This is a genomic window from Paenibacillus sp. J31R98, from assembly GCF_056269245.1.
The window spans coordinates 1,763,496-1,786,745 of the sequence record NZ_JBWDNO010000001.1 but is presented as its reverse complement, the minus strand read 5'-3'; the positions used below and the strand labels follow the sequence as shown (position 1 = coordinate 1,786,745).

Annotated in this window: 19 protein-coding genes; 18 read left to right on the top strand and 1 reads right to left on the bottom strand. The window is 51.6% G+C overall.

Features of this window, described 5'->3' with window-relative positions; genetic code table 11:
• The first annotated feature begins 3 nt into the window (after positions 1-3).
• The 11 genes from AC0YNX_RS08065 to AC0YNX_RS08015 all read left to right on the top strand — a co-directional run bounded on the left by AC0YNX_RS08065 (position 4) and on the right by AC0YNX_RS08015 (position 15,062).
• Complete coding sequence (locus AC0YNX_RS08065) at positions 4-1,983, top strand: AMP-binding protein (protein ID WP_475815106.1); 1,980 nt, start codon at positions 4-6, stop codon at positions 1,981-1,983.
• A 46-nt stretch (positions 1,984-2,029) separates the two neighbouring features.
• A complete protein-coding gene (locus AC0YNX_RS08060; protein WP_475815105.1) occupies positions 2,030-2,986 on the top strand; it encodes a hypothetical protein in 957 nt (318 codons plus the stop codon).
• A 1-nt stretch (position 2,987) separates the two neighbouring features.
• The gene (fahA, locus tag AC0YNX_RS08055; RefSeq protein WP_475815104.1) at positions 2,988-4,253 is read left to right on the top strand and encodes a fumarylacetoacetase; all 1,266 of its coding nucleotides are present in this window, start codon (positions 2,988-2,990) and stop codon (positions 4,251-4,253) included.
• A gap of 22 nt (positions 4,254-4,275) precedes the next feature.
• Positions 4,276-5,433 carry a homogentisate 1,2-dioxygenase gene (locus AC0YNX_RS08050; protein WP_475815103.1) on the top strand — a complete coding sequence of 386 codons (1,158 nt, stop codon included), beginning with the start codon at positions 4,276-4,278 and terminating at the stop codon, positions 5,431-5,433.
• 35 nt (positions 5,434-5,468) lie between these two features.
• Complete coding sequence (locus AC0YNX_RS08045; protein WP_475815102.1) at positions 5,469-7,208, top strand: aromatic amino acid hydroxylase; 1,740 nt, start codon at positions 5,469-5,471, stop codon at positions 7,206-7,208.
• A 149-nt stretch (positions 7,209-7,357) separates the two neighbouring features.
• The gene (locus AC0YNX_RS08040; RefSeq protein ID WP_475815101.1) at positions 7,358-8,458 is read left to right on the top strand and encodes a GerAB/ArcD/ProY family transporter; all 1,101 of its coding nucleotides are present in this window, start codon (positions 7,358-7,360) and stop codon (positions 8,456-8,458) included.
• Positions 8,448-9,890: a spore germination protein gene (locus tag AC0YNX_RS08035; protein ID WP_475815100.1), complete on the top strand. Its 1,443-nt coding sequence runs from the start codon at positions 8,448-8,450 to the stop codon at positions 9,888-9,890. The genes AC0YNX_RS08040 and AC0YNX_RS08035 overlap by 11 nt, the downstream gene beginning before the upstream one ends.
• Before the next feature lies 1 nt (position 9,891).
• The gene (locus AC0YNX_RS08030) at positions 9,892-11,040 is read left to right on the top strand and encodes a Ger(x)C family spore germination protein (RefSeq protein ID WP_475815099.1); all 1,149 of its coding nucleotides are present in this window, start codon (positions 9,892-9,894) and stop codon (positions 11,038-11,040) included.
• 97 nt (positions 11,041-11,137) lie between these two features.
• Positions 11,138-13,402, top strand: coding sequence for a copper amine oxidase N-terminal domain-containing protein (locus tag AC0YNX_RS08025; RefSeq protein ID WP_475815098.1), 2,265 nt, complete (start codon positions 11,138-11,140; stop codon positions 13,400-13,402).
• A 23-nt stretch (positions 13,403-13,425) separates the two neighbouring features.
• Positions 13,426-14,262 (top strand): aminoglycoside phosphotransferase family protein, encoded by an 837-nt coding sequence (locus tag AC0YNX_RS08020; RefSeq protein ID WP_475815097.1) that lies wholly within the window; start codon positions 13,426-13,428, stop codon positions 14,260-14,262.
• Positions 14,263-14,339: 77 nt separating this feature from the next.
• Positions 14,340-15,062 carry a YebC/PmpR family DNA-binding transcriptional regulator gene (locus AC0YNX_RS08015; protein ID WP_475815096.1) on the top strand — a complete coding sequence of 241 codons (723 nt, stop codon included), beginning with the start codon at positions 14,340-14,342 and terminating at the stop codon, positions 15,060-15,062.
• Between the two features lie 546 nt (positions 15,063-15,608).
• Here the strand turns inward: AC0YNX_RS08015 and AC0YNX_RS08010 are convergent.
• A complete protein-coding gene (locus AC0YNX_RS08010) occupies positions 15,609-17,210 on the bottom strand; it encodes a putative glycoside hydrolase (protein ID WP_475815095.1) in 1,602 nt (533 codons plus the stop codon).
• Positions 17,211-17,362: 152 nt separating this feature from the next.
• On the opposite strand from AC0YNX_RS08010, the gene AC0YNX_RS08005 reads away from it, so the two are divergent.
• The 7 genes from AC0YNX_RS08005 to AC0YNX_RS07975 all read left to right on the top strand — a co-directional run bounded on the left by AC0YNX_RS08005 (position 17,363) and on the right by AC0YNX_RS07975 (position 23,120).
• Positions 17,363-18,418 (top strand): stalk domain-containing protein, encoded by a 1,056-nt coding sequence (locus AC0YNX_RS08005; protein ID WP_475815094.1) that lies wholly within the window; start codon positions 17,363-17,365, stop codon positions 18,416-18,418.
• A 128-nt stretch (positions 18,419-18,546) separates the two neighbouring features.
• Positions 18,547-19,314 (top strand): YheC/YheD family protein, encoded by a 768-nt coding sequence (locus tag AC0YNX_RS08000; protein WP_475815093.1) that lies wholly within the window; start codon positions 18,547-18,549, stop codon positions 19,312-19,314.
• 224 nt (positions 19,315-19,538) lie between these two features.
• A complete protein-coding gene (locus tag AC0YNX_RS07995) occupies positions 19,539-19,943 on the top strand; it encodes a hypothetical protein (protein WP_475815092.1) in 405 nt (134 codons plus the stop codon).
• Positions 19,940-20,131, top strand: a complete 192-nt coding sequence (locus tag AC0YNX_RS07990) for a hypothetical protein (RefSeq protein ID WP_475815091.1) — start codon at positions 19,940-19,942, stop codon at positions 20,129-20,131. Before AC0YNX_RS07995 ends, AC0YNX_RS07990 begins: the two co-directional genes overlap by 4 nt.
• Before the next feature lie 30 nt (positions 20,132-20,161).
• A complete protein-coding gene (locus AC0YNX_RS07985) occupies positions 20,162-20,890 on the top strand; it encodes a glycosyltransferase family 2 protein (protein ID WP_475815090.1) in 729 nt (242 codons plus the stop codon).
• Positions 20,880-22,028 carry a glycosyltransferase gene (locus AC0YNX_RS07980; protein ID WP_475815089.1) on the top strand — a complete coding sequence of 383 codons (1,149 nt, stop codon included), beginning with the start codon at positions 20,880-20,882 and terminating at the stop codon, positions 22,026-22,028. Before AC0YNX_RS07985 ends, AC0YNX_RS07980 begins: the two co-directional genes overlap by 11 nt.
• A gap of 9 nt (positions 22,029-22,037) precedes the next feature.
• A complete protein-coding gene (locus AC0YNX_RS07975) occupies positions 22,038-23,120 on the top strand; it encodes a polysaccharide pyruvyl transferase family protein (RefSeq protein WP_475815088.1) in 1,083 nt (360 codons plus the stop codon).
• Positions 23,121-23,250 lie beyond the last annotated feature (130 nt).

Below are 23,250 nucleotides of genomic sequence, written 5' to 3'. Positions count from 1 at the left end.
AACATGCGGCAAAATCCGGTATGGCACCCGACCAAAGAATCCATCGAGCAAACCCGGTTATTTCAGTTCATGCAGAAGCTGGGCTATGACGATTATGATACGTTCTATGCGAGATCCATTGCCGACATCAGTTGGTTCTGGGATACGGTTGTGCAGGAGATGGGCATCGTCTGGGAGCGAGGTTACGATCAGACACTCGATCTGACGCAAGGGATTCAGTGGCCCAGCTGGTTTATTGGCGGACGAACGAATGCGGCGACCAACGTGCTCGATCGCTGGCTCTCTGATCCTGTTACCGCGGAGAGGCAAGCGCTAATATGGGAAGGCGAAGACGGTGCTTCACTAAGCTTCACGTACAGCGAGCTTGCAGCTGAGGTGAACGCGGCGGCAGAAGGTTTGCGGCGGCTCGGCGTGCAGAAGGCCGATCGAATCGCGATCTATATGCCGATGATACCGGAGACCGTCATTTCACTGCTTGCTATTGCCAAGATCGGTGCAATCAGCATTCCAATCTATTCGGGCTACCGCGCAGATGCGGCGGCGAAACGGTTGGCAGTGGCAGGCTGTACGATGGTCATTACTGCGGATGGCTTCTATCGCAAAGGCAAGGTGGTCTTGCTCAAAGAGGAAGCCGATAAGGCGGCGGGTGCTGCGTCAACGGTTCGGCATGTTGTCGTTGTACGAAGACTGGGGGCTAGTTCTTCGTCGTCGCAACAGGATCGCGATGTAGAGTGGAGTGAACTGACTCGGGAACAAGATGCTGGATCAGCGCTCGGAGCAGAGGCAGAGCCAATGAACAGCGATGAACCTCTAATGCTGCTGTACACTTCCGGGACTACAGGGGTACCGAAAGGAATCGTTCATACGCACACGGGCTTCCCGATCAAAGCTGCATTCGATGCAGGCTACGCAATGGATGTGAAGCCTGGGGATGTCATGCTGTGGGTGACCGATATGGGCTGGATGATGGGACCATTTCTGGTCTATGGCACGTTATTGAATGGAGCAGCAATGGTGCTCTATGAAGGTGCGCCGGATTATCCAGGACCGGAGCGGGTGTTCTCGCTTGTTGATAAGCATCACATCACCCATTTAGGAATCTCGCCGACTCTAATCCGCAGCATCATGAAATATGGCGACGCCTGCTATCGCGATTGTTCGTTATCGTCGCTGCGAGTCTTCGGCTCAACAGGCGAGCCGTGGAATGATGAGCCTTGGCTGTGGCTGTATGAACAGGTCGGCAAGTCACGCGTGCCCATCGTCAATTACTCGGGCGGCACCGAAATATCCGGCGGCATTCTCGGCAATGTGCTTCTGAAGCCGATTGCGCCGGCGGGGTTCAATTCTCCGATTCCCGGGATGGATGCAGATGTCTATTCTCATGATGGGAAGTCTGTGAGAGGCGAAGTAGGCGAGCTTGTGTTGAAGAGCCCATGGGTCGGCATGGCGAGCGGCTTCTGGCAGGACCCCGCACGCTACGAGCAGACGTATTGGTCGCGATGGCCGGGTACGTGGGTTCACGGCGATTGGGTCTATATCGACGATGATGGCGCTGCCTCAAGCAATTGGTACATTACCGGCCGATCGGACGATACGCTTAACATTGCAGGCAAGCGGCTCGGTCCTGCCGAGCTGGAATCTGTTCTGACCGCTCACCCGCATGTCGTGGAAGCAGCGGCTATTGGCGTCCCCGATGAGACGAAGGGGGAAGCTCCTGTCTGTTTCGTTGTGGTCCATCGGCAAGCCGCTAGAGCTTTCGCAGAGCTGAGCGATGAGCTGCTTGAGCTGGTCGCCGATCAGCTTGGCAAAGGGTTTAAGCCGAAGGCGATCTATGAAGTAGAGGCACTGCCGAAGACGCGGAACGCGAAAGTGATGCGAAGAGCGATCAGAGCCGCTTATCTGGGCACTCCTCCCGGCGATCTGACGACGCTTGAGAATCCGGAGGCGGTTGAGGCGATTCGGCGGTTAGCGAGCGATAGTTAGCGCTTGAATCTATGCAATCATTTCGCAAGAAGGAGGCTGTGAGATCATGATAACTGGCATTCGTCCGTTCATGGAGAAACTCATTGATTACGCTGGTTTGTTCCCTCCGGCAGAGCTTCCGATGCAAGAAGCTATCTTGCAGTATCACAGCTACATGCATGATCAAGACCATTGGATGCTAGGCAAGTTCGTCATCCCGGTTGCGCGGCTGAACGAGCTCGCCCCTTACAAACGGATGTTCTCGGCGAACCATCCCTTATCGTTGTCGGTCATTGGGAATCGCAGCCGCACACCAGCGGATTGTGAGACACTCTTGACAGGCAGTCTGGAGTGGATTGAAGAATTCCGCAACCAGTACCAGCTAGCGGCAGTTGTTCACTCGCTGGAACTGCCGCTGCCAGCGACGTCAATTGAGCATGAACTGCTTCAGGCAATCGCACAAGAAACGTCAGCGGCACGGCTCCAAACCTTCTGTGAGTTGACTTACCCGTTGGATGAGCAATGGGAGTCTGCAATGCTGGACGCGATTCAACAGTTTGCTGCATTCAACGTAGGCTCTGACACGAAGCTTGGCATTAAGCTAAGAACAGGCGGTTTGCTCGCAGCGGCATTTCCATCCCCAAGCCAAGTTGCTGCTGTGCTTGCAGCTTGCAGAGATGGGCAAGTGCCGATGAAATTTACGGCAGGTCTGCATCACCCTGTTCGCATGTTCCGAAGCGAAGTGAATACGAAGATGCACGGGTTCCTCAATGTATTCTTCGCAGGTCTGCTCGCTTGGGAGCATGGTCTTTCGCATGATGCGATCCGCTCCATCCTAGACGACGAGGAACCGAAAGAATTTGTGGTTGAAGCAGAAGGCATCAGATGGCAGCAACTCGCGATGTCTTCGGATGCGGTGACACGATTCCGGGGGCTAGCGATGCTCTCCTATGGCAGCTGCAGCTTCGACGATCCGCGGGATGAGCTGCGCGAGCTGAAGCTATTGGAACAGAGGAGGGGATGACGTGGCACCGAAGCAATCGTTTATCGAGGTGGAGCCGGAGTCGCATTTTCCCATTCAAAATCTGCCTTATGGCGTGTTTCGCCCGTTAGCTGGATACCCACGGATAGGCGTCGCGATTGGAAGTTATGTGCTGGATCTGGTCGCGCTCGATGAGGCGGGTTGCTTGGGCAATATCCCTGCAATTCATGGGAAGAGCGTCTTCGATCAGCCTTCGTTAAACGCGTTCATGGCACTCGGTCAGGAGGCTTGGCGGGCAACGCGTGCTGCGATTGCGAAGCTGCTGGATGCGGAGGAACCGACGCTTCGCGATGATGAACAACTGCGAGCAACAGCATTCCACCTGCAAAGCGAGGTCCAGCTGCTGCTGCCGGTGCAGATCGGCGATTATACGGATTTCTATGCGTCTAAGTCGCATGCAACCAATGTCGGCACGTTGTTTCGCGGCAAAGAGAACGCCTTGATGCCGAATTGGCTGCATCTGCCTGTAGGTTATCATGGGCGAGCAAGCTCGATTGTGATCAGCGGAACCGATGTACGGCGTCCGAGCGGACAGATCAAGCTGCCGAATGCGGAAGGTCCGATCTTCAGTCCGAGCCGTCAACTGGATTACGAGCTGGAGGTTGGATGGCTTATTGGGAGAGGCAACTCGCTCGGCGATCCAATTCCAATCGCAGAAGCAGAAGACCACATATTCGGCCTTGTCCTCGTTAACGACTGGAGCGCTCGCGATATACAGGCATGGGAATACCAGCCGCTCGGTCCGTTCCTCGGCAAGAACTTTGCCACTTCTATCTCCCCTTGGGTCGTGCCGCTAGAAGCGCTCGCTCCGTTCCGTATCCCTGCTCCGGAGCAAACACCTGATCCTTTGCCATATCTCTGTCAAAACAATGCGTCTTCTTTCGATATTCAGCTCGAAGCTTACTTGCAAACAAGTGCAAGCGAGCAGCCTCTGCAAATCACATCAAGCAATTATAGCCATCTCTACTGGACGATCGCCCAGCAGATCGCCCATCACACGGTATCCGGCTGCAATCTGCAGACTGGGGATCTCCTCGCATCCGGGACAATTAGCGGGGAAGCAAAAGAGTCTCGCGGCTGCATGCTTGAGCTTACTTGGCGAGGGACGGAGCCGATCCGACTGCCGGGCGGCGAAGAGCGTGTATGGCTCGAGGATAATGACCGTCTGACGCTGACGGGCTACTGTCAAGGCGATGGCTACCGTGTGGGCTTCGGCGAAGTGACGGGGCAAGTGCTGTCGGCAATATGAGGAAAGGGGGAGTTGGGTTCGCATGCCTTTCTACCATCGAATGGGGGACATACCGCGGAAGCGGCATACGCAGTTCAGACGTCAAGACGGCACGCTGTATCGGGAGCAGGTGATGGGGACGAAAGGCTTCTCCGGCATACAGTCCATTCTGTATCATCATTGCGCTCCAACAGAGATGCTGAGAGCTGAACTGCACAAGCCATGCCTAATTGACTATGAAGATCAAAGCCCGCTTCGTCATCGGCATATGCTAGCCGCACAACTACAAGATAGCGGCGATGCGGTAGCGGGGAGGCGCTATATACTCGGGAATGATGACGTTACCATCTCGATTGTGAATGCCGTGCAGCCGATGGACTACTATTATCGCAATGCGGACGGCGATGAACTGCTCTTCGTCCACTATGGGACCGGCGAGATCGAGTCGATGTTCGGTACGCTCAGCTATGATCCGGGAGATTATATCGTCATTCCAACAGGTACAATCTACCGTGTCATTCCAGATGCTGGAGAAGGAAAGCTGCTGGTCATCGAGACAACCAGCTGGATTACAACGCCGAAGCGATACCGGAATGAGCAAGGTCAGCTGCTTGAGCACAGCCCATATTGCGAGCGCGACATACGACTTCCTGAGAAGCTGGTGACCCATACGGATGAAGGGGAGTTCGAAGTGCTGACGCGTCGAGGCGGGTACTTGCACAAGCATATCTACAAGCAGCATCCGCTCAATGTCGTGGGCTGGGACGGCTATTTGTACCCGTATATTTTCAACATTGGAGATTTCGAGCCGATCACCGGCCGTATTCATATGCCGCCGCCTATTCATCAGACGTTCGAGGGGCATAACTTCGTTGTCTGCTCCTTCGTGCCGCGATTGTTCGATTATCATCCGGATGCGATACCTACGCCGTATTTTCACAGCAATGTCGATAGTGATGAGGTGCTGTATTATGTGAAAGGCAATTTCATGAGCCGAAAAGGCGTCATGGAAGGCTCGATTACGCTCCATCCAAGCGGGATGCCGCACGGGCCTCACCCGGGTAAGATTGAAGCGGGACTTGGGAAGAAGGAAACGCTGGAACTGGCGGTTATGATCGATACGTTCCGGCCGCTTCGTGTGGCAAGAGGGGCGCTGGCACTGGAAGATTTGAATTACCCGACGAGCTGGATACCGAAATAATTGTACGCGCGCAAAATCGTGAGGGAGTCGATTGAATGAAACAGATTCCGCCTCATCTGAAGAAATACGTCTCCAGGCAGCAATACGATCAGTATACGCCGATTAATCATGCGGTCTGGCGATATGTGATGCGGCAAAACCATCATGTGCTCAAGGAGCGGGCGCATCCCGCATACGTGGAAGGCTTGCGAAGCTCAGGCATTGTGACCGAGCATATCCCTCGCGTGTCCGAGATGAATGATTGTCTCGCGAAGATCGGCTGGGGTGCTGTCATTGTGAACGGGCTTATCCCCGGCGCAGTGTTTTACGAGCTGCTAGCAAGCGGGATTCTGCCGATAGCCGCCGAAATTCGTAAATTGACGAATATCGAATACACGCCAGCGCCGGATATCATCCATGAAGCGGCAGGGCACGCGCCGATTCTTTTCGATCCGGAATACCGCGCCTATGTGCAGCAGATGGGCGAGATTGGGACGAAGGCTTTCTCCATGAAGGAGCGAGGCGAAGCGTTCGAAGCGCTTAGGCAGCTAACCATCGTGATGGAGGATCCGAATTCCTCGGATGAAGAGAAAGCAGCCGCTCAGCAGCTCGCTTCCGAGAAACAGCAGGCTATTGTAGGCCTATCCGAAGCCGAGCAAGTGTCGCGACTATTCTGGGCGACAGTGGAGTACGGGCTTATGGGAGAGCTGGATGAGCCGCGAATATATGGCGCAGGGCTGCTGTCCTCGGTTGGAGAGAGTAAGCATTGCTTCACGGATGCGGTAGCGAAGCTGCCTTACTCGGTCGAAGCTTGCGCTGCAAGTCCCAAGATTGTAACGGAGATGCAGTCCAAGCTGTTCGTCTGCAAGAGCTTCGATGAATTGAAGGCTGGCGCGGAAGCGTTAGCGAGCAAGATGGCCTACCGGGTCGGCGGCACAGAGAGCTTGGAGAAGGCGAAGCGTTCACGGCAGGTCGCGACATTCGAGCTCAACTCGGGTCTCTGCGTGACGGGCATCGTGAGCGAGATTGTGACCGATCAGAGCGGCGAAGCCGTGTATGTGAAGACGGCTCGAGAAACAGCGCTGTCGGCGAATAAACAACAGCTCCATGGCCATGGAATTGACTATCACGCAAGAGGGTTCGGTACTCCAATCGGACTGCTGGCAGGTGGGAGCGCACTGGAAAGCTGTGACGATGCAGCGCTGGCGGGGCTAGGGATTGTGATCGGCAATGAAGCTCAGCTTGACTTTGCAAGCGGCGTTGTGGTCCAGGGCCGAGTAAAGCAGATTCTTCGGCATAATGGAGCCTTGCTCCTTATTTCGTTCGAAGATTGTACGGTGACGCTGGCGGGAGAAGAGTTGTTCAAGAAAGAGTGGGGCACGTACGATATGGCGGTCGGCTCACGAATTGTCTGTGCGTATCCCGGTGCGGCTGATCCGATTGCGTATTATCAAGTAGATGTGGAATCTGAAGAAGAGCAAGAGCGGGAACAGGAACAAGTGGGGGCGGGGCTACAGCTGACTGAGCTGGAGATGCTGTATCAGCAGACAGCCACAATCCGAGCAAAGCAAATCTTAAGCGAATCGGACGCGAAAGAGCTCTCAGGTATCCATCAGCAATTAATTCACATGTACCCTCTGGATTGGCTTCTGCGAATGGAGCTTCTGGAGCTGGCGGTCACCTACTCCGAGCTTAACGGCTTGGAAAAGCCGCTTCGAGAGGAACTTCAACTGCTCAATGAAGTGTCTGCGTTAACGAATTTGATTACGAATGGGCTTGCTGTAATTGAGGAATAGTCGATTTCCCAAGCAAACCTTCTCCTCCGAGAAGGTTTTTTATCGTTTCCGCTCAACTGCATGATTTTATCGCCAACACCAGTAATTGGATAATAATCAATGTTCAGGAGATACTACTCGCAACTATTTCGATATTAGGGTGAGCTAGGATGAATCAGAGAAAGATTTCAATCTTACAGACGTGTTTGCTTCTCGTTCTGACCACAGCGATGTCGAATCAAGTTCTCGTCATTCCCATGCTGCTCGGTTCAACCGGCAGAGATGCCTGGCTAAGCGTCCTGTTGACCGTAGTGCCTGGCATCTGCTTGTTCTCGATTATTGCCTTTATTATGAATACGACTGCTCAAGCTTCTCTCATCCCCTGGATCAAGCAGCATTTTGGTCGCTTGCCGGTTGGATTAGTGGGACTTGTTTTTTTCCTGTACATGTTCTCGAACAGCATTATCACTCTAAAAGATACCACCAATTGGGTCGATGTCACCTTTCTCCCTGATACGCCCGGTTATGCCATCGCCATCACCTTTCTCATCATTGCTTTTTACGCGGCTTATGCAGGGCTCTGGTCCATCACGGTTTGCGCCGGCCTGCTGTTTCCTTTCGTGCTCGTATGCGAAATGTTTCTGACCATCTCCAATATCCCCTTTAAAAACTATCACTACATCTTGCCTGTGCTCGAGCATGGCATGGGACCGGTGCTGCACGGTCTTATCTACACGACGGATGGGATTCTAGAGGTGGTCATCGTCTTACTGTTTCAACATCGTATCAAGGGCAAATTACGGTTATCTACATGGATGATTTTGCTAGCCGCAACGGTTTACTTGGTTATCATTCCGCTGCTGGACACGATCGCGAGCTTCAGTGCAAGTGAAGCAGCCAAGCTTCGATTCCCGATATTCGAACAATGGGGACTTGTCACGCTCGGCAAAAATATTAACCATCTTGATTTTTTGGCCATTTTCGAATGGCTGAGCGGCTCGTTTGTCCGGCTGTCCTTAAGCATGTATCTGCTGGTCGAGCTGTTTCAAGTGAAAAAGGCCGCATTGCGGAAAACGATCTTCTTCATCATTGGTGCCATTCTGCTTCTCGTCCCGTTCTATCACATCAGTGATGCTCTGTTTATCTGGATTATGCAGGATATCTTCTATCCGATAACGCTCGTGATGATTATCTTCGTCGTGCTGCTGCTATTCGTGTTATCTGTCATCATTCGTTTAAAAGAGAGGAGAGGTCAAGTCGATGCCAGCTAAGTCTATTCAACCCGTCGAATCCGAACTCCGCAAGCTATTTGAACACTGCTCGGACGTCATCATAAAGCGTGTGCGGATTCTCCATGAAGAAGCGGTTTGGAGCGTTCTCTTGATACACTGCGAAGGCATGTCCAATGACAAACTGATCGATCAAGTCATTATTCCGCAATTAGAGAAGCTGCCGCCTGCACAAGTTGAGGCGGGAACACTTGGCAACTTGTCATTCGTGCAGCTGGAGACGGATAAGCAAAGTATTACCGATGCCGTATTCTCCGGTCGGCTTCTGCTGTTGTTCGATCATCTAGATACCCTATATGCCATCGATATATCCAATCCGCCTCAGAGAACGACACAAGAATCGAATACCGAGGTGTCCGTCAGAGGTCCACGTGACGGTTTTACAGAGCAGCTGTCAACCAATATTGCGCTGATTCGCAAGAGGTTCTTAACCGAAACGCTCAGCTGTGAACACTTTATTATCGGCAGGAGAAGCCGAACTAAGGTCGCGCTGCTATTCGAACGAGATATTATGGATCCGCAAATTCTTGACACTGCCCGCAAGCGGCTGCAAAGCATAGATGTCGATGCGATTGTCAGCAGCGAAGAGCTGGCGGAGATGATATCCGATTCTCCACAGGGGTTGTTTCCGCTGATCGATTATATTGGCCGGCCGGATTTTGCCGTTGAGTCGCTGCTGCGCGGCCGATTCGTTCTCATCATGGACGGTACTCCAATGGCGTTGATTGCGCCAGCTACACTATCGGCGCTACTGAAGACGCCTGAAGATATTCATGCTTCCTATTTATCCGTAGCATCTGAGACGCTGCTGAGGTATCTGGGAATATTCGTTGGCATTTTCATACCAGGCTTTTATATTGCGCTTACCACGTTTCAACTGGACCAAATCCCATTCACGACTTTAGCGACCGTCATCAATGTTCGCAAAGGTCTTCCAATCCCCGCGCCGCTGGAATCATTTCTGATGCAGCTCGCCTTCGAGATGTTCCGGGAGGCTGGTATCAGGCTTCCCAAAGGAGTCGGGCAAACGGTAACCGTAGTCGGCGGGTTATTCATCGGGCAAGAGGCTATTGATGCAGGGCTGACTTCATCAGCGATGCTCGTCGTGACCGCTATCTCGATGGTTGCTTCATATACGCTCGTGAATCAATCGCTTAGCGGGCTTGTAACCATACTTCGTCTGTTTATATTAGGATGCTCTTCAATCCTCGGCATGTACGGCTTTTTTCTGGGATTATTCTCGATCCTTATCTATCTATCGAAGCTTGAATCGTTTGGCGTGCCGTATCTCGCTCCGATGTCGCCGCCAATCTTCAAAGACATGCTGATGGCCGTTCTATCCAAGCCGAGAACGCTGGTTCGGACGCGGCCAGTCATGTACAACCCCAAAGACAGCAAGAGGAAAGGGGAATGAAATGAGAAGGATAGCCGGAGTAATTCTCATACTGATAAGTGCTAGCCTGATAATTACCGGCTGCTGGGACGTCAAAACGATATCGGATTATAATTTTGTAACTGCGCTCGGCATCGATTATGCGGAAGGCAAATACAAGTTATACGCGGAGCTAATGGATTTCAGCGTGATTGGCAAGCAGGATCAGGGTAAAGCCAGTGCGACGCAGGAGATTTGGGTTGGCAGGAGCGAGGGCGAGACCGTGTACGAAGCCATGAATGAACTATACAGAACGAATCAGCAAAGCTTGTATTGGGATCATCTCCTCGCCATCGTCATCAGTGACAATGCGCTCAAAAAAGATTTTAACGTGTATATGGATGCGATTCCAAGATATCCGCAAATCCGGTATACCTCTTGGGTATTCGGAACGAAAGAGCCGATTGATAAGTTGTTCCAGAACTCGACGTTTATCAATTTATCACCGCTTTCCAACCTGCTGCACAATCCGAAGCTTCTTCATCATCAGTTGACGATCGTGCCTCCATTGCGGCTCTATGAAGTGCTTGCTAATCGAAATGAGCAGGGAGAGACGGATTTAATCCCGGAGCTGAGCATCAATGCAAAGGCATGGGAAGACGAGAAGAAAGTGCAAAAGGTTCTGTATACGTCAGGTGCTTATGCACTCTATGAAGGAAAAGCGCCGCATCGATTTGCTGAGAAACAGCTTGATGGGGTGAAGTGGACCCAGAGGAATATGTACCGGGGGGTTCTCGCTATTGTTCGGAATCAGAAGAAGATCGGCATGATTTCCCTGTCCGATCTTAATAAACGCATAAACGCCCATATAGAGAATGGCAAGCCGGTAATCACGTTGGATTTAACACTCAATGGCATCGTGGAGGAGATGGTAGAACGATCGTCCATAAGCGAGTTTCAGAAGATCGCCGAACAAGAGATTCGAGAACAAGTGATGGCTTCGTACCAAATTGGAATCAAGAAGAAGGTCGATTTATTAAATCTGCAACAGCACTTGTATCGCTATCATAACCGGGAATGGAAGGCGCAATCGAAAGCTGCGGACGGATTGATTTTGACCGAGGATTCCTTAAAGTCGGTGAACGTCAAAGTCAAGTTCCTTCATTCCGGCATGTATGATATGATGCCTTAGTTTAATCTGTCCAATATCAGGAAAATGTCGCAACATTTCTCATCCGCATGCGTCTAAGGGAGTATTCAGACCTACAATTGGACAGGAGGATGAGTCTTTGTTACGCATAAGAAGAACTCGCTATGCACTGACTGCATTATTGCTTATCGCATCGATTGTACTACAGCTCCCCGTGGCTGCATTTGCCCAAACAGATACTGGATCGACCCCTATTAAAGTAACGATGAATGGCAAAAGCTTTACGCCGAAGTCAGCTCCTTATATGGATGGGAGCAATATCTACTTGCCTCTGCGGGACATGGGCGAGCTGCTCGGCACGACGGTTTCGTGGGCGGCGGCAACCCAATCGGCAACGATGTATTATCCGAATCTGTCTATTAAGCTGACCTATGGCGCATTGACAGCTACCGTGAATGGACAAGATATGACGCTAAGTGCGCCGCTTCAGCTCGTGCAAGGCCGCATTTATGTACCGCTTCGTTTCTTGTCCGAGGCGACCGGCGCCAAGGTTGAATGGGATGCAGCAGCTGGTACGGTGCGCATTACGCGCAGCGATGATTTCTTTAAAGAGTATCCATGGAGCATGACATGGCTGAACCGTAAAACAGGCGAGATCTACGTGACGAAGGACGAACAGACGCCTGTTACCTTGCTCGGCAAGCTGGATGGAAGCCTTCAAGGAACGATCACCATCAACTATAACGGGGCGACGCAAAGCGACTTCGTTCTCTCTATCGTCAATAAAGTAGGCGTGCAATATACGGCTTACCAGCTTCTCGTACACGGAAAGAAGATTGTTGCTCAGCAGAAAGCCATCTATCAACGACATTATGATTACAATGCCTCCTACACGCAGGTTCTTATCGCAGGCGCGTGGCAACCACGCTACTTATTGACCGATGGACGGATCGTAACGGCATACGATCAGAATGCGAAGCTAGTCGATAGCTATAACCTGCCAGCGCTGTTCGGCAAAGATGATGTATATACGCTTCAAGGCATTGGCGAGGATTATATGGTTGCAAGGCCTAATCAAACAGGTCTCTTAATGCTGTTCGACAAGAAAGACAATACGATAGTCACTTTGGCAGATAAGCTGCTCACCGGCGATGAGTTGAAGTATGCGCATACGAACAAAACCCCGTATCCCGGCGATACACTAAGTTTTGCGGCGGATATGGGTCATGGGCAAATGGACTTCTTCTATACGAATCCGCTTGAAGGAAACAAGCAGACGCTGCGCCTTACTTATTGGCGGCCGTCATATGAGCAGGAACGCGAGCAGCTGCCTAAGAGCAAGCCGCTGAAGGAACTAGCAGCGAGCTGCAGCCCGCAGACGGTGGGATCCGTCTATCTCCAACAGGGGGATCTTGCTTACTTGCCGATTATTAGTGCCAATCCTGACGATCATGCCTTAATAGGCAAAGCATGCAGCTTGCTGCAAAGATTCGTTGCGAAAGCTGTTTTGAAATCGGTGAAGCCTGTCGTGACAGAAACGTTCTTCCATGGCATGAGCATCGAATTCACCGATAAGGTGAGCTATATCGAAGTGGAAGAAGGGGCTGGCCTTACCATTGCACAGGGCAATGGCAAGGCGCTTGTTCTGCAAGACGCTGAATCTTACCACCTCTATAACGAATTGAAGAAGATGCCGCCGCCGCTTGTTGTGAATCCGAATCCAACTCATTTTGGAGAAAAACTTCATGTTGCAGGGGTCAATGGCGATTCGCAGAAGGAGTCGTCTGTCATCGTGACCTGGGCGCCGATTCAGACCACCTATAACAGCGCTGATCCCGATCCTTCGTTGATTATCTATAAGAGTACAGCGAAGTTCGGACATTATTCGGTTGATTTCACGATGCCAGCATATGGGACTGCTGTTGATGGCACGTTGAAACCCATTCCGACTGGCAAAGGCTATATCCGAATTTCCGGTACGAACTATGGCAATGCCTCCAATCTTCGCGCGGATATTGAGCTGAAACCGGCGACAAGCATATTCCTATCAGTCAATGGAGTTCCAGTCGTTGATGCCGCGTCGAAGCCGCTAACGGAGAACGGACGATTGTATATTCCGGTTCGAGCGGTGGCGAAGCTGAGCGGTCAGTCCGTCACTTGGGATGCGAGGACGAGCAGCGTTCTTGTTCGCACTAACGCTTCGGCAGTAGCCTCTTATTCAGGCGGATCTTCATTGTGGATAGATGGCAAGATCGCAATAGCAGAGCTCGCGCCTATCGTTCGAGGCGGGACTGCATACGTGCCGATTCGTGCTGTTACGGCTGCATTCGGCTTGCCTGTTGGTTGGGACAGTGCGAGTCGCAGCGTGAACCTGACCGTTAAAGTTAAGGCAATAACCAACTAAAGTCATGGGATAGGGGAGACGAGATGTTAGGGGAATGTGTCGGAGTCGGCTCAAGCTGCGAAGTCTATGAATGGGGCGGAAGCGCAGACAAAGTTGTAAAGCTGTATCATTCGAGCTGGGGACAAGAGGATGTAGAGCGCGAGTTCCGTAACAGCTCGGCCGCTTGGAATAGCGGTCTGCCGGTGCCGAGACCCTATGAGATGGTGACATGGGAAGGGCGGCATGGCATCGTATATGATGGGGTTAAGGGAGAAACACTCTTGAGTCGCATCTTTCAGAGCTTGTACGCATTCGAGCCCATCCATTCGGATGAAACGAACCATGAGCTCCGCCGTTATGCAAGAGTGCTGAATGCGATCCATCAGGCTCAGACTGAAGGTATTGTGACGAGCCAGCGCGATAATTTGAAAGCGATCATCGGTCATCCTGCGGCTCTTGCTGCCGAAGAAGTCGCGGATTTGCATGCCTATCTGGACCAGCTGCCAATGAAGCAGCAATTGTGCCATGGGGATACGAACCTTAGCAATCTTATCATCGACGGTGATCGATATGTCATGATCGATTGGATGCATGCTGCTATCGGCAATCCGGAAGCGGATGTTGCAGAAGTGTGTGTCGCCATTGAATATGCGGTCCTCCCGCCAGAGACGCCTTCCGAGGTTGATCAGTTCTTCCAGTCTGTTCGGCAGACGGCTTATCAAATTTTCGTTGATGAATATTGCAGCATATCCGGCGTGACTGAAGCGGAGATAAGGGCATGGTATCCGCCGGTTGCCGCGCGATCGATGGCGTCAGGCGCATTGCTTGCGGAACAAGTCGAAATGCTCGCAACGATGATTCGTGAGCGGATCAGGGGTTAGCACTTGTCTTCCTCATGCTTTATTCAATATAATGGTTCAAGGATCATTATATCTTCGTTTAAGAAAGTGGGTACAGCATGGGACGCAAGTGGAATAATATTAAAGAGAAGAAAGCTTCGAAAGACGCAAGCACAAGCCGTGTTAACGCCAAGTTCGGTATTGAAATTTATGTGGCAGCCAAGAAGGGTGAGCCGGATCCGGAATCCAACCAAGCACTTAAATTCGTACTTGAACGCGCCAAAACATACAATGTACCGAAATCCATTATCGATCGCGCGATTGAGAAGGCGAAGGGCAGCGGGGATGAGAACTACTCGGAGCTGCGCTATGAAGGCTTCGGTCCAAGCGGTTCGATGATCATTGTCGATACGCTGACGAATAACGTAAACCGCACAGCTGCGGACGTTCGTTCGGTGTTCAATAAGCGCGGCGGCAACATGGGCGTGAGCGGCTCGGTTGCTTACATGTTCAGCCCAACGGCGGTTATCGGCGTAGAAGGCAAATCCTCCGACGATGTGCTTGAGCTCATGATGGAAGCGGATGTAGACGTTCGCGATATTCAGGACGAAGAAGAATCAGCGATCGTCTATGCAGAGCCGGATCAATTCTACGCGGTTCAATCTGCATTCAAGCAAGTCGGCGTCACGGATTTCACAGTAGCAGAGCAAACGATGCTCGCGCAGAATTTCGTTGAGTTGTCGGGAGATGATCTCGTTCAGTTCGAGAGGCTGATTGATGCTCTTGAGGATTTGGAAGACGTTCAACAAGTTTATCACAACGTAGAATTCCCAGAAGAATAAGGATGACACCAATCTTATTCATTCCGGTCGCGATTATGATTCCTGTGATTCTGTTCATCGGGTTTATCGTCGTCTACAACAAGCGGCAGAAGCACGGAGATAGCGAATAACTGAAGATGATATGTGAGAGGGGCTGTCCCAAAAGTCATCATGACTTGAGGGACAGCCCCTTCATTTGTCCAATCATACGGAGATTACGCTGAAGTGTATCCCTAGGGGTCACACTTACGGCATTTCGCTCGATTTTCCACTAAAGTGTATCCCTAGGGGTCACACTTATGGCATTCCGCTCGCTTTTCAACTAATGTGTATCCCTAGGGATCACACTTTCAGCATTTTGCCCGATTATCACTTCTAAGTAGTGGTTTAGCAGCTAGAACACAAGCTGGTCGGGAAGCTGAGATAAGAAGCGCAGGTCAGGCGGCTTACAATCGCTCACAATCTGCTAAAGAAGACAGCCGTCGATGCAAAAAGATCCAAGAAGATGCAGAGCCCAAAGCTAGCCTGCCCATCTTGGATCTTTGCGTTTTTTTACTGCTCCATTGCCTACGGCGTATAGTTCACGCCCGCCGAATACCTGTTATTGGCGTTCCAGATCAAGAACTCATGGATGCCTGAATCCTTGAGCGCTTGAATTTGAGCATCGACTTGGTCTTTGCCGTAATGGATATAGCTGCCCTTCGCTAGCCAGGAAGCGGTAAAGTCTTGTATCCACGGACGGGAGATCGGAGGCGTGGCAAGCGCGCTGAGCTTCTCTTTCTCTCGCTTCGCATACTCGGCCACAAGGCGGTACGGCTCGATATCCGGGTGTTTGATGCCGAAGTAGCCGTCACTCCAGTGGCTTGGGTAGATCATGGATGAGATGACGTCGACATTCTCCGAGATGCGGCTGAAGTTCTGCCCGATGCCCGGCGCTTCCGGAAGAGTTGCGGAGTATCCGAAAATATCAACGGACACTTTCACCCCATAAGGCTTCAGCTGTTCCCTCGCAAAATGCACGAAATCCGTAACCGCATCGACGCGCAGCTGCGTGAAGCGTTCTTTCTCGCTTAAATCCGGGGTCTCCGGCTTCGTCTTCTTATAATCGCTGAGCGCTTTCTGCGCATCGTCCATTGCTTTCTTGTTCTCGTCCGTCTTGCTGCCGTTATACGTCGTAGTCGCTGTATCGTACGCTGCCTGCAATGGTGCAAGCCCCGTATCATAACCAGCCATCGCTTCCGAATAGGCTTTCTCTTCTTCGATGAACTTAGTCGGTTTCTTATCCTTGTAATCGCCGAGCGAGTATTGAAGCACCTTGTCTTTGCGCTCGAAGCCTTCCGGGAAGCGAACGTAGTCGAACTGAATTTCCTGGAAGCCGAGCTTCGCGGCTAGAATGGCGGCGTCGACATTGTGCTGCCAATTCGCCTTCAGGAACGGATTGATGAACCCGTCACCGTTGCCGTTACGCCATACTTTGCCATCGAGGACGTAGGAAAGCTCAGGATGCTTCTTAGCAAGCACCGTATCCTTAAACGCTACAATGCGGGCAATCGGATAGATGTTGTGCTCGTGCAGTGTCTTGACGATCGCTTGCGGATCACGCATATACGGCTGGCCAAATTCGGCCATGTCCCCCTCAGGCTTGAACGTAATGTAGCCGTCGTCGTCCTTAATGTCGATGACCATCGCATTGAGATCGGAATCGTCAACAAGCTTCAGCAACGTCTTCATCCGTTCGCCGCCTGCAGACCAGCCGGTTACATAGATGCCCCGAACGGCGTCTGGATAGGTAAAGGTGTAAGGCGGAACGAACTCTGGCGTAGTAGGCGTGGTTGACGGATCATCCGTTGGAGTCGTAGATGGATCATCGGTAGGGGTAGTGGATGGATCATCCGTTGGTGTTGTTGAAGGCTCATCGGTCGGCGTCGTTGATGGGTCTTTAGTTGAATCATTCGAAGGTGTGTCTACAGAATTGTTAGTCGAGGTGCCGGGATCCTTATTCGTATTCGAACTGGAAGCGGGAGGATCACCTTTGGTCCCTGTATTGTCCGTTTGGCTCGTGGCATTACTTGGCACTTTGTTCGTGTTTGTAGTCGGCGAATCATTCGAACAGGCCGTTAACGACAGCAGCAGTACGCTCAGCAACCAAGCGGCTAATTGTTTTTTCACAGCGTGTGCGCTCCTTTAGTTCGACGTTTACTAAACTATATGGCACGAGCCCGCCTCGAATGCGTTGCCAGGTAAAACTTCAAGAAGCAGCAGAACTTATTCGGCTGAGTTGCGTTTAAATAAGTACATCACGTGGAAGGAGTACCCTTGACATGTTAATGAATGGAAAATTTAAAATGGTCTCAGGAACGCTGCTGATTGCGGCTATTACGCTAGGCCAAGGGACAAGTCTATACGCAGCTGCAGATGCAGATGTGAATTCCCAGCAAGCACCTACGGTATTTCTGGATGGTAAGTCACTACCCGTACCCGTCAATATTGAGAACGGCATCAGCTTCGTTCCGATGCGTCCGATCTTCGAGGCGGAAGGGGCAAAGGTCGTCTGGGATGAAGCCACGCATACGATAACTGCGAACAAAGACAATTCGATCATCACCTATCAATTAGGAGACACGTCTGCTTACAAGAATCAGGAGAAGTTGGATCTTCCCGCTCCTGGGCGGATCATGAACGGATTAACGATGGTGCCGCTGCGATTCGTAAGCGAACTGCTAGGGAATGCGGTCAAATGGCATGCTACTCTACATACCATCACTATCTCATCCGCACATACTTTTGATACAACGATTACATATGGCGTTAATCTGAGAACGAGCCCGAGCGGCGAGAATACAGCGACAGTTGTTCGTATGCTGCCGAAGGCGGAGCGCATCCATGTCATCCGGGAGGTAGACGCGAATTGGCTCGAGGTGCAGACGGAGGACAATGGAATTGGATTTATTTCCGCGAAACCGAAGTATTCGGATTATTCGAGTCCAAGCTTGTCGGCTATGCAAGCAGATGCCATTATCTCGTTCGGTGCAACTTACCTGGGCACACATTATGAGTTTGGAGCAGATCCGAATCAGACCAATACATTTGATTGCTCCTCATTCGTCAATCATGTCTTCGGCGAGGTGCTGGGCATTGAGCTTCCGCGGGTATCCTATGATCAGGCGAAGGCAGGTAAGGAAGTGAAGCTTGATCAATTGCGCAAAGGCGATCTGCTGTTCTTCAGCGCGCGCGGACTCGATATCGGACATGTCGGCATCTATGCGGGGGATGGCCAAATTCTGCATACCTACTCGGACAAGCTAGGCGTTCATTTTGAAAGCTTCGATGGACAGTGGAAAGAGCGGTTCGTTACAGCGCGTAGAGTGATTGAATAGAGGAGCCGCTGTGATTGCTTCCGAATGAAGTCGTGTAAAGCCTATTTCCATCGAATCCAGCTATATGCCGTGCCGTTTCGCGTTTGGGAGAGTAATCTATCCTTGGTAGATGCGAAGGAGATGATGGAATGCCTAGAAAAGGCGGCCGAGGCTTCTCGATCAAGAGCAAATGGACGAAGACCAAATGGTTGCTGTCAGACCGGAATGTAAGAGGCTTCGTTCCGGAGACCAAGCCATTCACGCGCAAATCGCTCATACGAATGACTGGCAAATATAAGATGATTTACTTCAAGCCGACTGGAGGCACAGGCGGAGGAGGAATTGCTCGTATTATTCGAAGCAGAGGCCGACATTTCAACGTGAAGAAGGATATGCGGTCGGCTGACGTATCTTCAACGCGAGCGCTATACCTCAAGCTGAAGTCGATCGCCAAAGGCAAAAATTACTTACTCCAGAAGGGCATCAAGCTGAAAACATGCCGCGGCCGTCCATTTGATCTTCGCATGACGATGCAGCGGTCGAAACGACGCAAATGGGTACCGACGGTGATGTTCGTCAAGCTCGGCAAGCCGGGCAAGGTCGTAACGAACTATCATCAAGGCGGCAAACTGGCGCTCGTGGAGCCGACGCTTCGGCGTACGGGCTTCAACAAAGCGCAGGTAACGAGCTATACGAGGCAGCTTAAGAAGCTTGGTATGGACACCGCGCTTTGCTTCGACAAGCGCAGCAAGAAGTTCAATGAGCTGGGGCTGGATGTAGCGCTTGACCGTGAGGGAAGACTCTGGATCCTCGAAGTGAACACGCGTCCGAGCTACAGCGCGCTCAAGTCGCTGAGCGACAAGAGTCTGTACCGCACGATTGTGAAGTATGGAAGAAATTATGGTCGAACGAGATAGAACGATCAAGCTGCGGAGTTTGATCGATGAGGCTAGTTGTAAGGGCTAATATACGTGCTACTTGAGACACCTTCCATTTGGGGAAGGTGTCTTTTTGTCTTGGACTGCCATACAAACATTTCAAAGTTGCTGGTTGATTGTCCCATACGCTCATCCTCTTAACTGTATAAGCTAGTAAGTATGAAAAATAGCCGTTTTCATAGGAATTGGAGGATAGAGGAGCGATGAAGATTATCGTCAATGAGAAAGAGCTGAAGGAGTATTTTGACGGGCTTGCCCGTATGTTGATGCGTCCGAAGGCTGCGCAGCCGCCGGAACCGGAGCCGCAAGCCGAGCCTTTGCTAATCGCAGAGCTGCGCAAAGCGATCCGAGAAGAATTGGCAGCGACAATTGTGAATACTGAGCAGCGCGAAGGCGGCGCGCACAATTTGAACAAGCTAGGTCAAGTCTTTGAGCAGTACACAGGCAAACCTGCTGAGCTGTCAACTCCAGCCGGTACAGTCGAAGGAACCATCGCGAAGGTAGGGGACGATTATCTAGTCGTTCGAGAACTTGGCGGCATGAGCGTCATCGTGCCGCTGGAACAGCTGGTCGCCTTTCAGCTAACAGGGAAGCAGGTGGAACGATGATTGAAGAGCTGCAATCGCTTGTGAACAAGGAGGTACAGATCGCGAGTGCGCTGGAGACCATTCAAGGCACGCTCGTGTCGGTCGATGCCACAGCGGTAACGCTTCGTACCTCGGAGGTGTTCGGCTACGAGAGCGGGAGCTATGCCATCATTCAGCTGCGGTTCATCTCGTATATTCGGCTGTTGTAACAAGGATGGAGAGTAAGGGAGGAGAGAGAATTGACGTTTCAACGTGTACCGGGGCTGGTCAGCATTGTCATCACTGTCTACAACAAGCTGCCCTATCTGTCGGATTGCTTGACAAGCCTGCTGAATCAGACCTATCCGGACTGGGAGCTCATTATTGTCGACGATGCTTCCACTGATGGTTCTTACGAGTTTGTGCTGAATTGGTTGAACATGAACGAGCCCTTATTGAGGGAGGGCAAGGGGATTTATACGCTGAGGCTGCCACGCAATACAGGTTATGCTGGCGCTATTACAGCGGGGATGTATTTGGCAAAGGGCGAGTTTATCGCGATTCAGGATGCAGATGATCTATCTCATCCGGAACGGATTGCGAAACAGGCTCGGTATTTGAAGCAGAATCCGCAGATCGACTTGCTTGGCACGAACTACGAAGTGTTCGAAGATGGGTATCCGGATCGCCGGATGCCGGTTTATTGGCTCAAATACGGCAATCAGATTGCGAAGATCTATGCAGAAGGAGGACATTGCATCTGTCATGGAACCTTGATGTTCCGAGGGTCGGTGTTTGACCATATCGGCGGACATACAAGACGCATAGAAGGGGCGGAGGATTACGAGTTTATAGCAAAAGTGATTAAGCCAGGCGCAAGGAACGTGGACAACATGCGGGAGGTGCTGTATTACTACCGCAAGCATCAGACGCAGCGTTCACGAGCCTATTTTGGCAAGTCGCAGAAGGAGCAGGACCATGAGGCATAATCGTCGGATGCGGCTGTTGATGGTGATGGATAGCTTGGCTGTCGGCGGTACGGAAACGTATGTGCTCAGCCTGGTGAAAGCTTTCCCATCGCTCGGCGTCATGCCTGTCTATGCAGGCGGAACCGGTGTGATGTATGAATCCTTTGCCCGTGCAGGCTGTCCGATTCATCGGGTCGATCTGACTGCGGAGCAGCTGCGCGACCCTGCGCGCCAGAAGCATGCAGAAACTGCGCTTGGACAGATCATGCGCAGCCGGAAGATCGATCTGGTGCATATTCACCAGACGCCATCCGGTTTGTATGCAGCGGAAGCGGCAAGGAAGCTTGGCATTCCCGTTGTGTTTACGATTCACGGCGCTTACTACCCTTCCGATCAGCTGCAGCAGATGCAGGCCGCAGGCTGCACCTTCATAAGCGTAAGTCTTCCGGTTCAGGCTTATCTTGCGAGGCAAGGCATTGCGTCGCATGTAATTGCGAACGGAATCGATTTTGAACAGTATCGTCCTGAATCCGCTCGCTCGCTTCGCGACGATCTTCGCATCCCGGCTGGCGAGAAGGTGGTCGTCTATGCGTCCCGTCTAGCTTGGGATAAAGCGGTCGTGTGCGCAATGCTCGTTCGGGCGGCTCGTACGCTTCAATTGAGCGGAACGCTGCCCCTTCACGTGGTTATCGCGGGTTCAGGCAACCAGGCTGCTGCTATTACCGAGCTTGCTGAGTCGGTTAACCTCGAGTGCAATGCGCATTTCGTCCATCTGGTAGGCAGTCAAATGCAGATGCGAGATTACTATAACCTGGGCGATCTCGTTGTCGGGACAGGAAGAGTAGCGCTGGAGGCCATGGCATGCGGCAAGCCCGTATTGGCGATTGGCAATCATGGTTACTTCGGCTTTGTGGATCAGTCAGTATATGACGAAGCATGGCAGTATTATTTTGGCGATCATGACTCCAAGGAGCGCCCTTCCGAGCAGCGGATCGGAGAGGCGATCAGCGAAGCGTTTGGTTCCGGTCATAGGCTTGAGGAGATGGGCCGGCAAGGACAAGCATGGGCGCGAGCGAACTTTCATATCCGTGACAAAGCGCTCGAGATGAAACGATTGTATCATTCTTTGCTGGGAGAGAACTTGATTGGAATGGAGTGATGGTGACGAATGCGGAAAGTGCTGTATCTCGGTTGGATAGGCTTCAACAACCTTGGAGATGAGTGGATGTGGGAGATGTTCAAGTCTATGGCGGAGGCTCATCTGAATAAGGAAGAGTATGAAGTCATCCCGTCTTTTCCTAATGTGGAATGGAAGAAAGTCAGTCAGTACGATACGATTGTCCTTGGCGGAGGCTCGCTGATCGTTCCGGGTTATGTCGATCTGGTGCATGATGCTCTGGAGCTTGGGAAGACCATCATCATCTGGGGGAGCGGCCATGACCGGCTTCACAAGCTGTTGACTTCGCCGGAGGGGCAGCTTGTCGCGGAGCAAGCCATTGAAACTCCGTCCTATGTTCAGAAGCTGCAGGCTATTATGGAGCACAGTGTCTATTGCGGTGTTCGTGGACCTTGGACGCGGGAATATGTAGAATCGCTCGGCGCATTGCCGAAGCATCTCACGATCAGCGGAGATTCCGCAATGTTGATGAATGCGCTGAGGCCGGTATCTGCGGCACAATCTGCTTTAAAGGACATCGAGGGACGATCCAGAACAATTGGCATCAATTGGGGCACCACCTACAATCGGCTATACGGCGGTAGCGAGGAGCAGGTGGAGGACCGACTAGCAGAAGCAGGACGTGCGCTGCTTGCGCTTGGCTACAAGCTCCATCTCTATTCGGTATGGGGAGCTGACAAGGACGCGCTAACGCGGTTCTATAACAAGCTTGGCAACGATGAGCGAATAACCTTCGATCCCAAAGTATATTCGGCATCGGAATATGTGAAGCTGCTTGCTGGATTCGAAGCGACCATTAACTTCAAGCTGCATGCCAATCTGTTGTCCGCAGCGGCAAACGTACCATTCGTCTGCATCGGTTACCGGTTCAAAAGCTTCGATCTCATGCATGGATTAGACTTAGCCGACTGGATCATCGCATCGGATGACCTGCAATTGGCCGAGAAGCTGACGGAGAAAGTTCAAGCATTTGCAGCTGCGGCTAGCCGCGAAGCATTCATCAGCAAGCTGGAAGCGGGGCGGGAGGCTGCTTATCATTCGCTGCTTACACCGTTTCGGGAGAAGTTATTTTAACGTGATACAGAGTTGATTGTCCTCATTTGAAAGGGGGCAATCTTTTTCTTTTTTTAGACGCGAAGTCGAGTTAAAATATGTTTGAACTTATACAGCTATGATTTGAAAGAATAGAAAGGAAGTTTCAGCC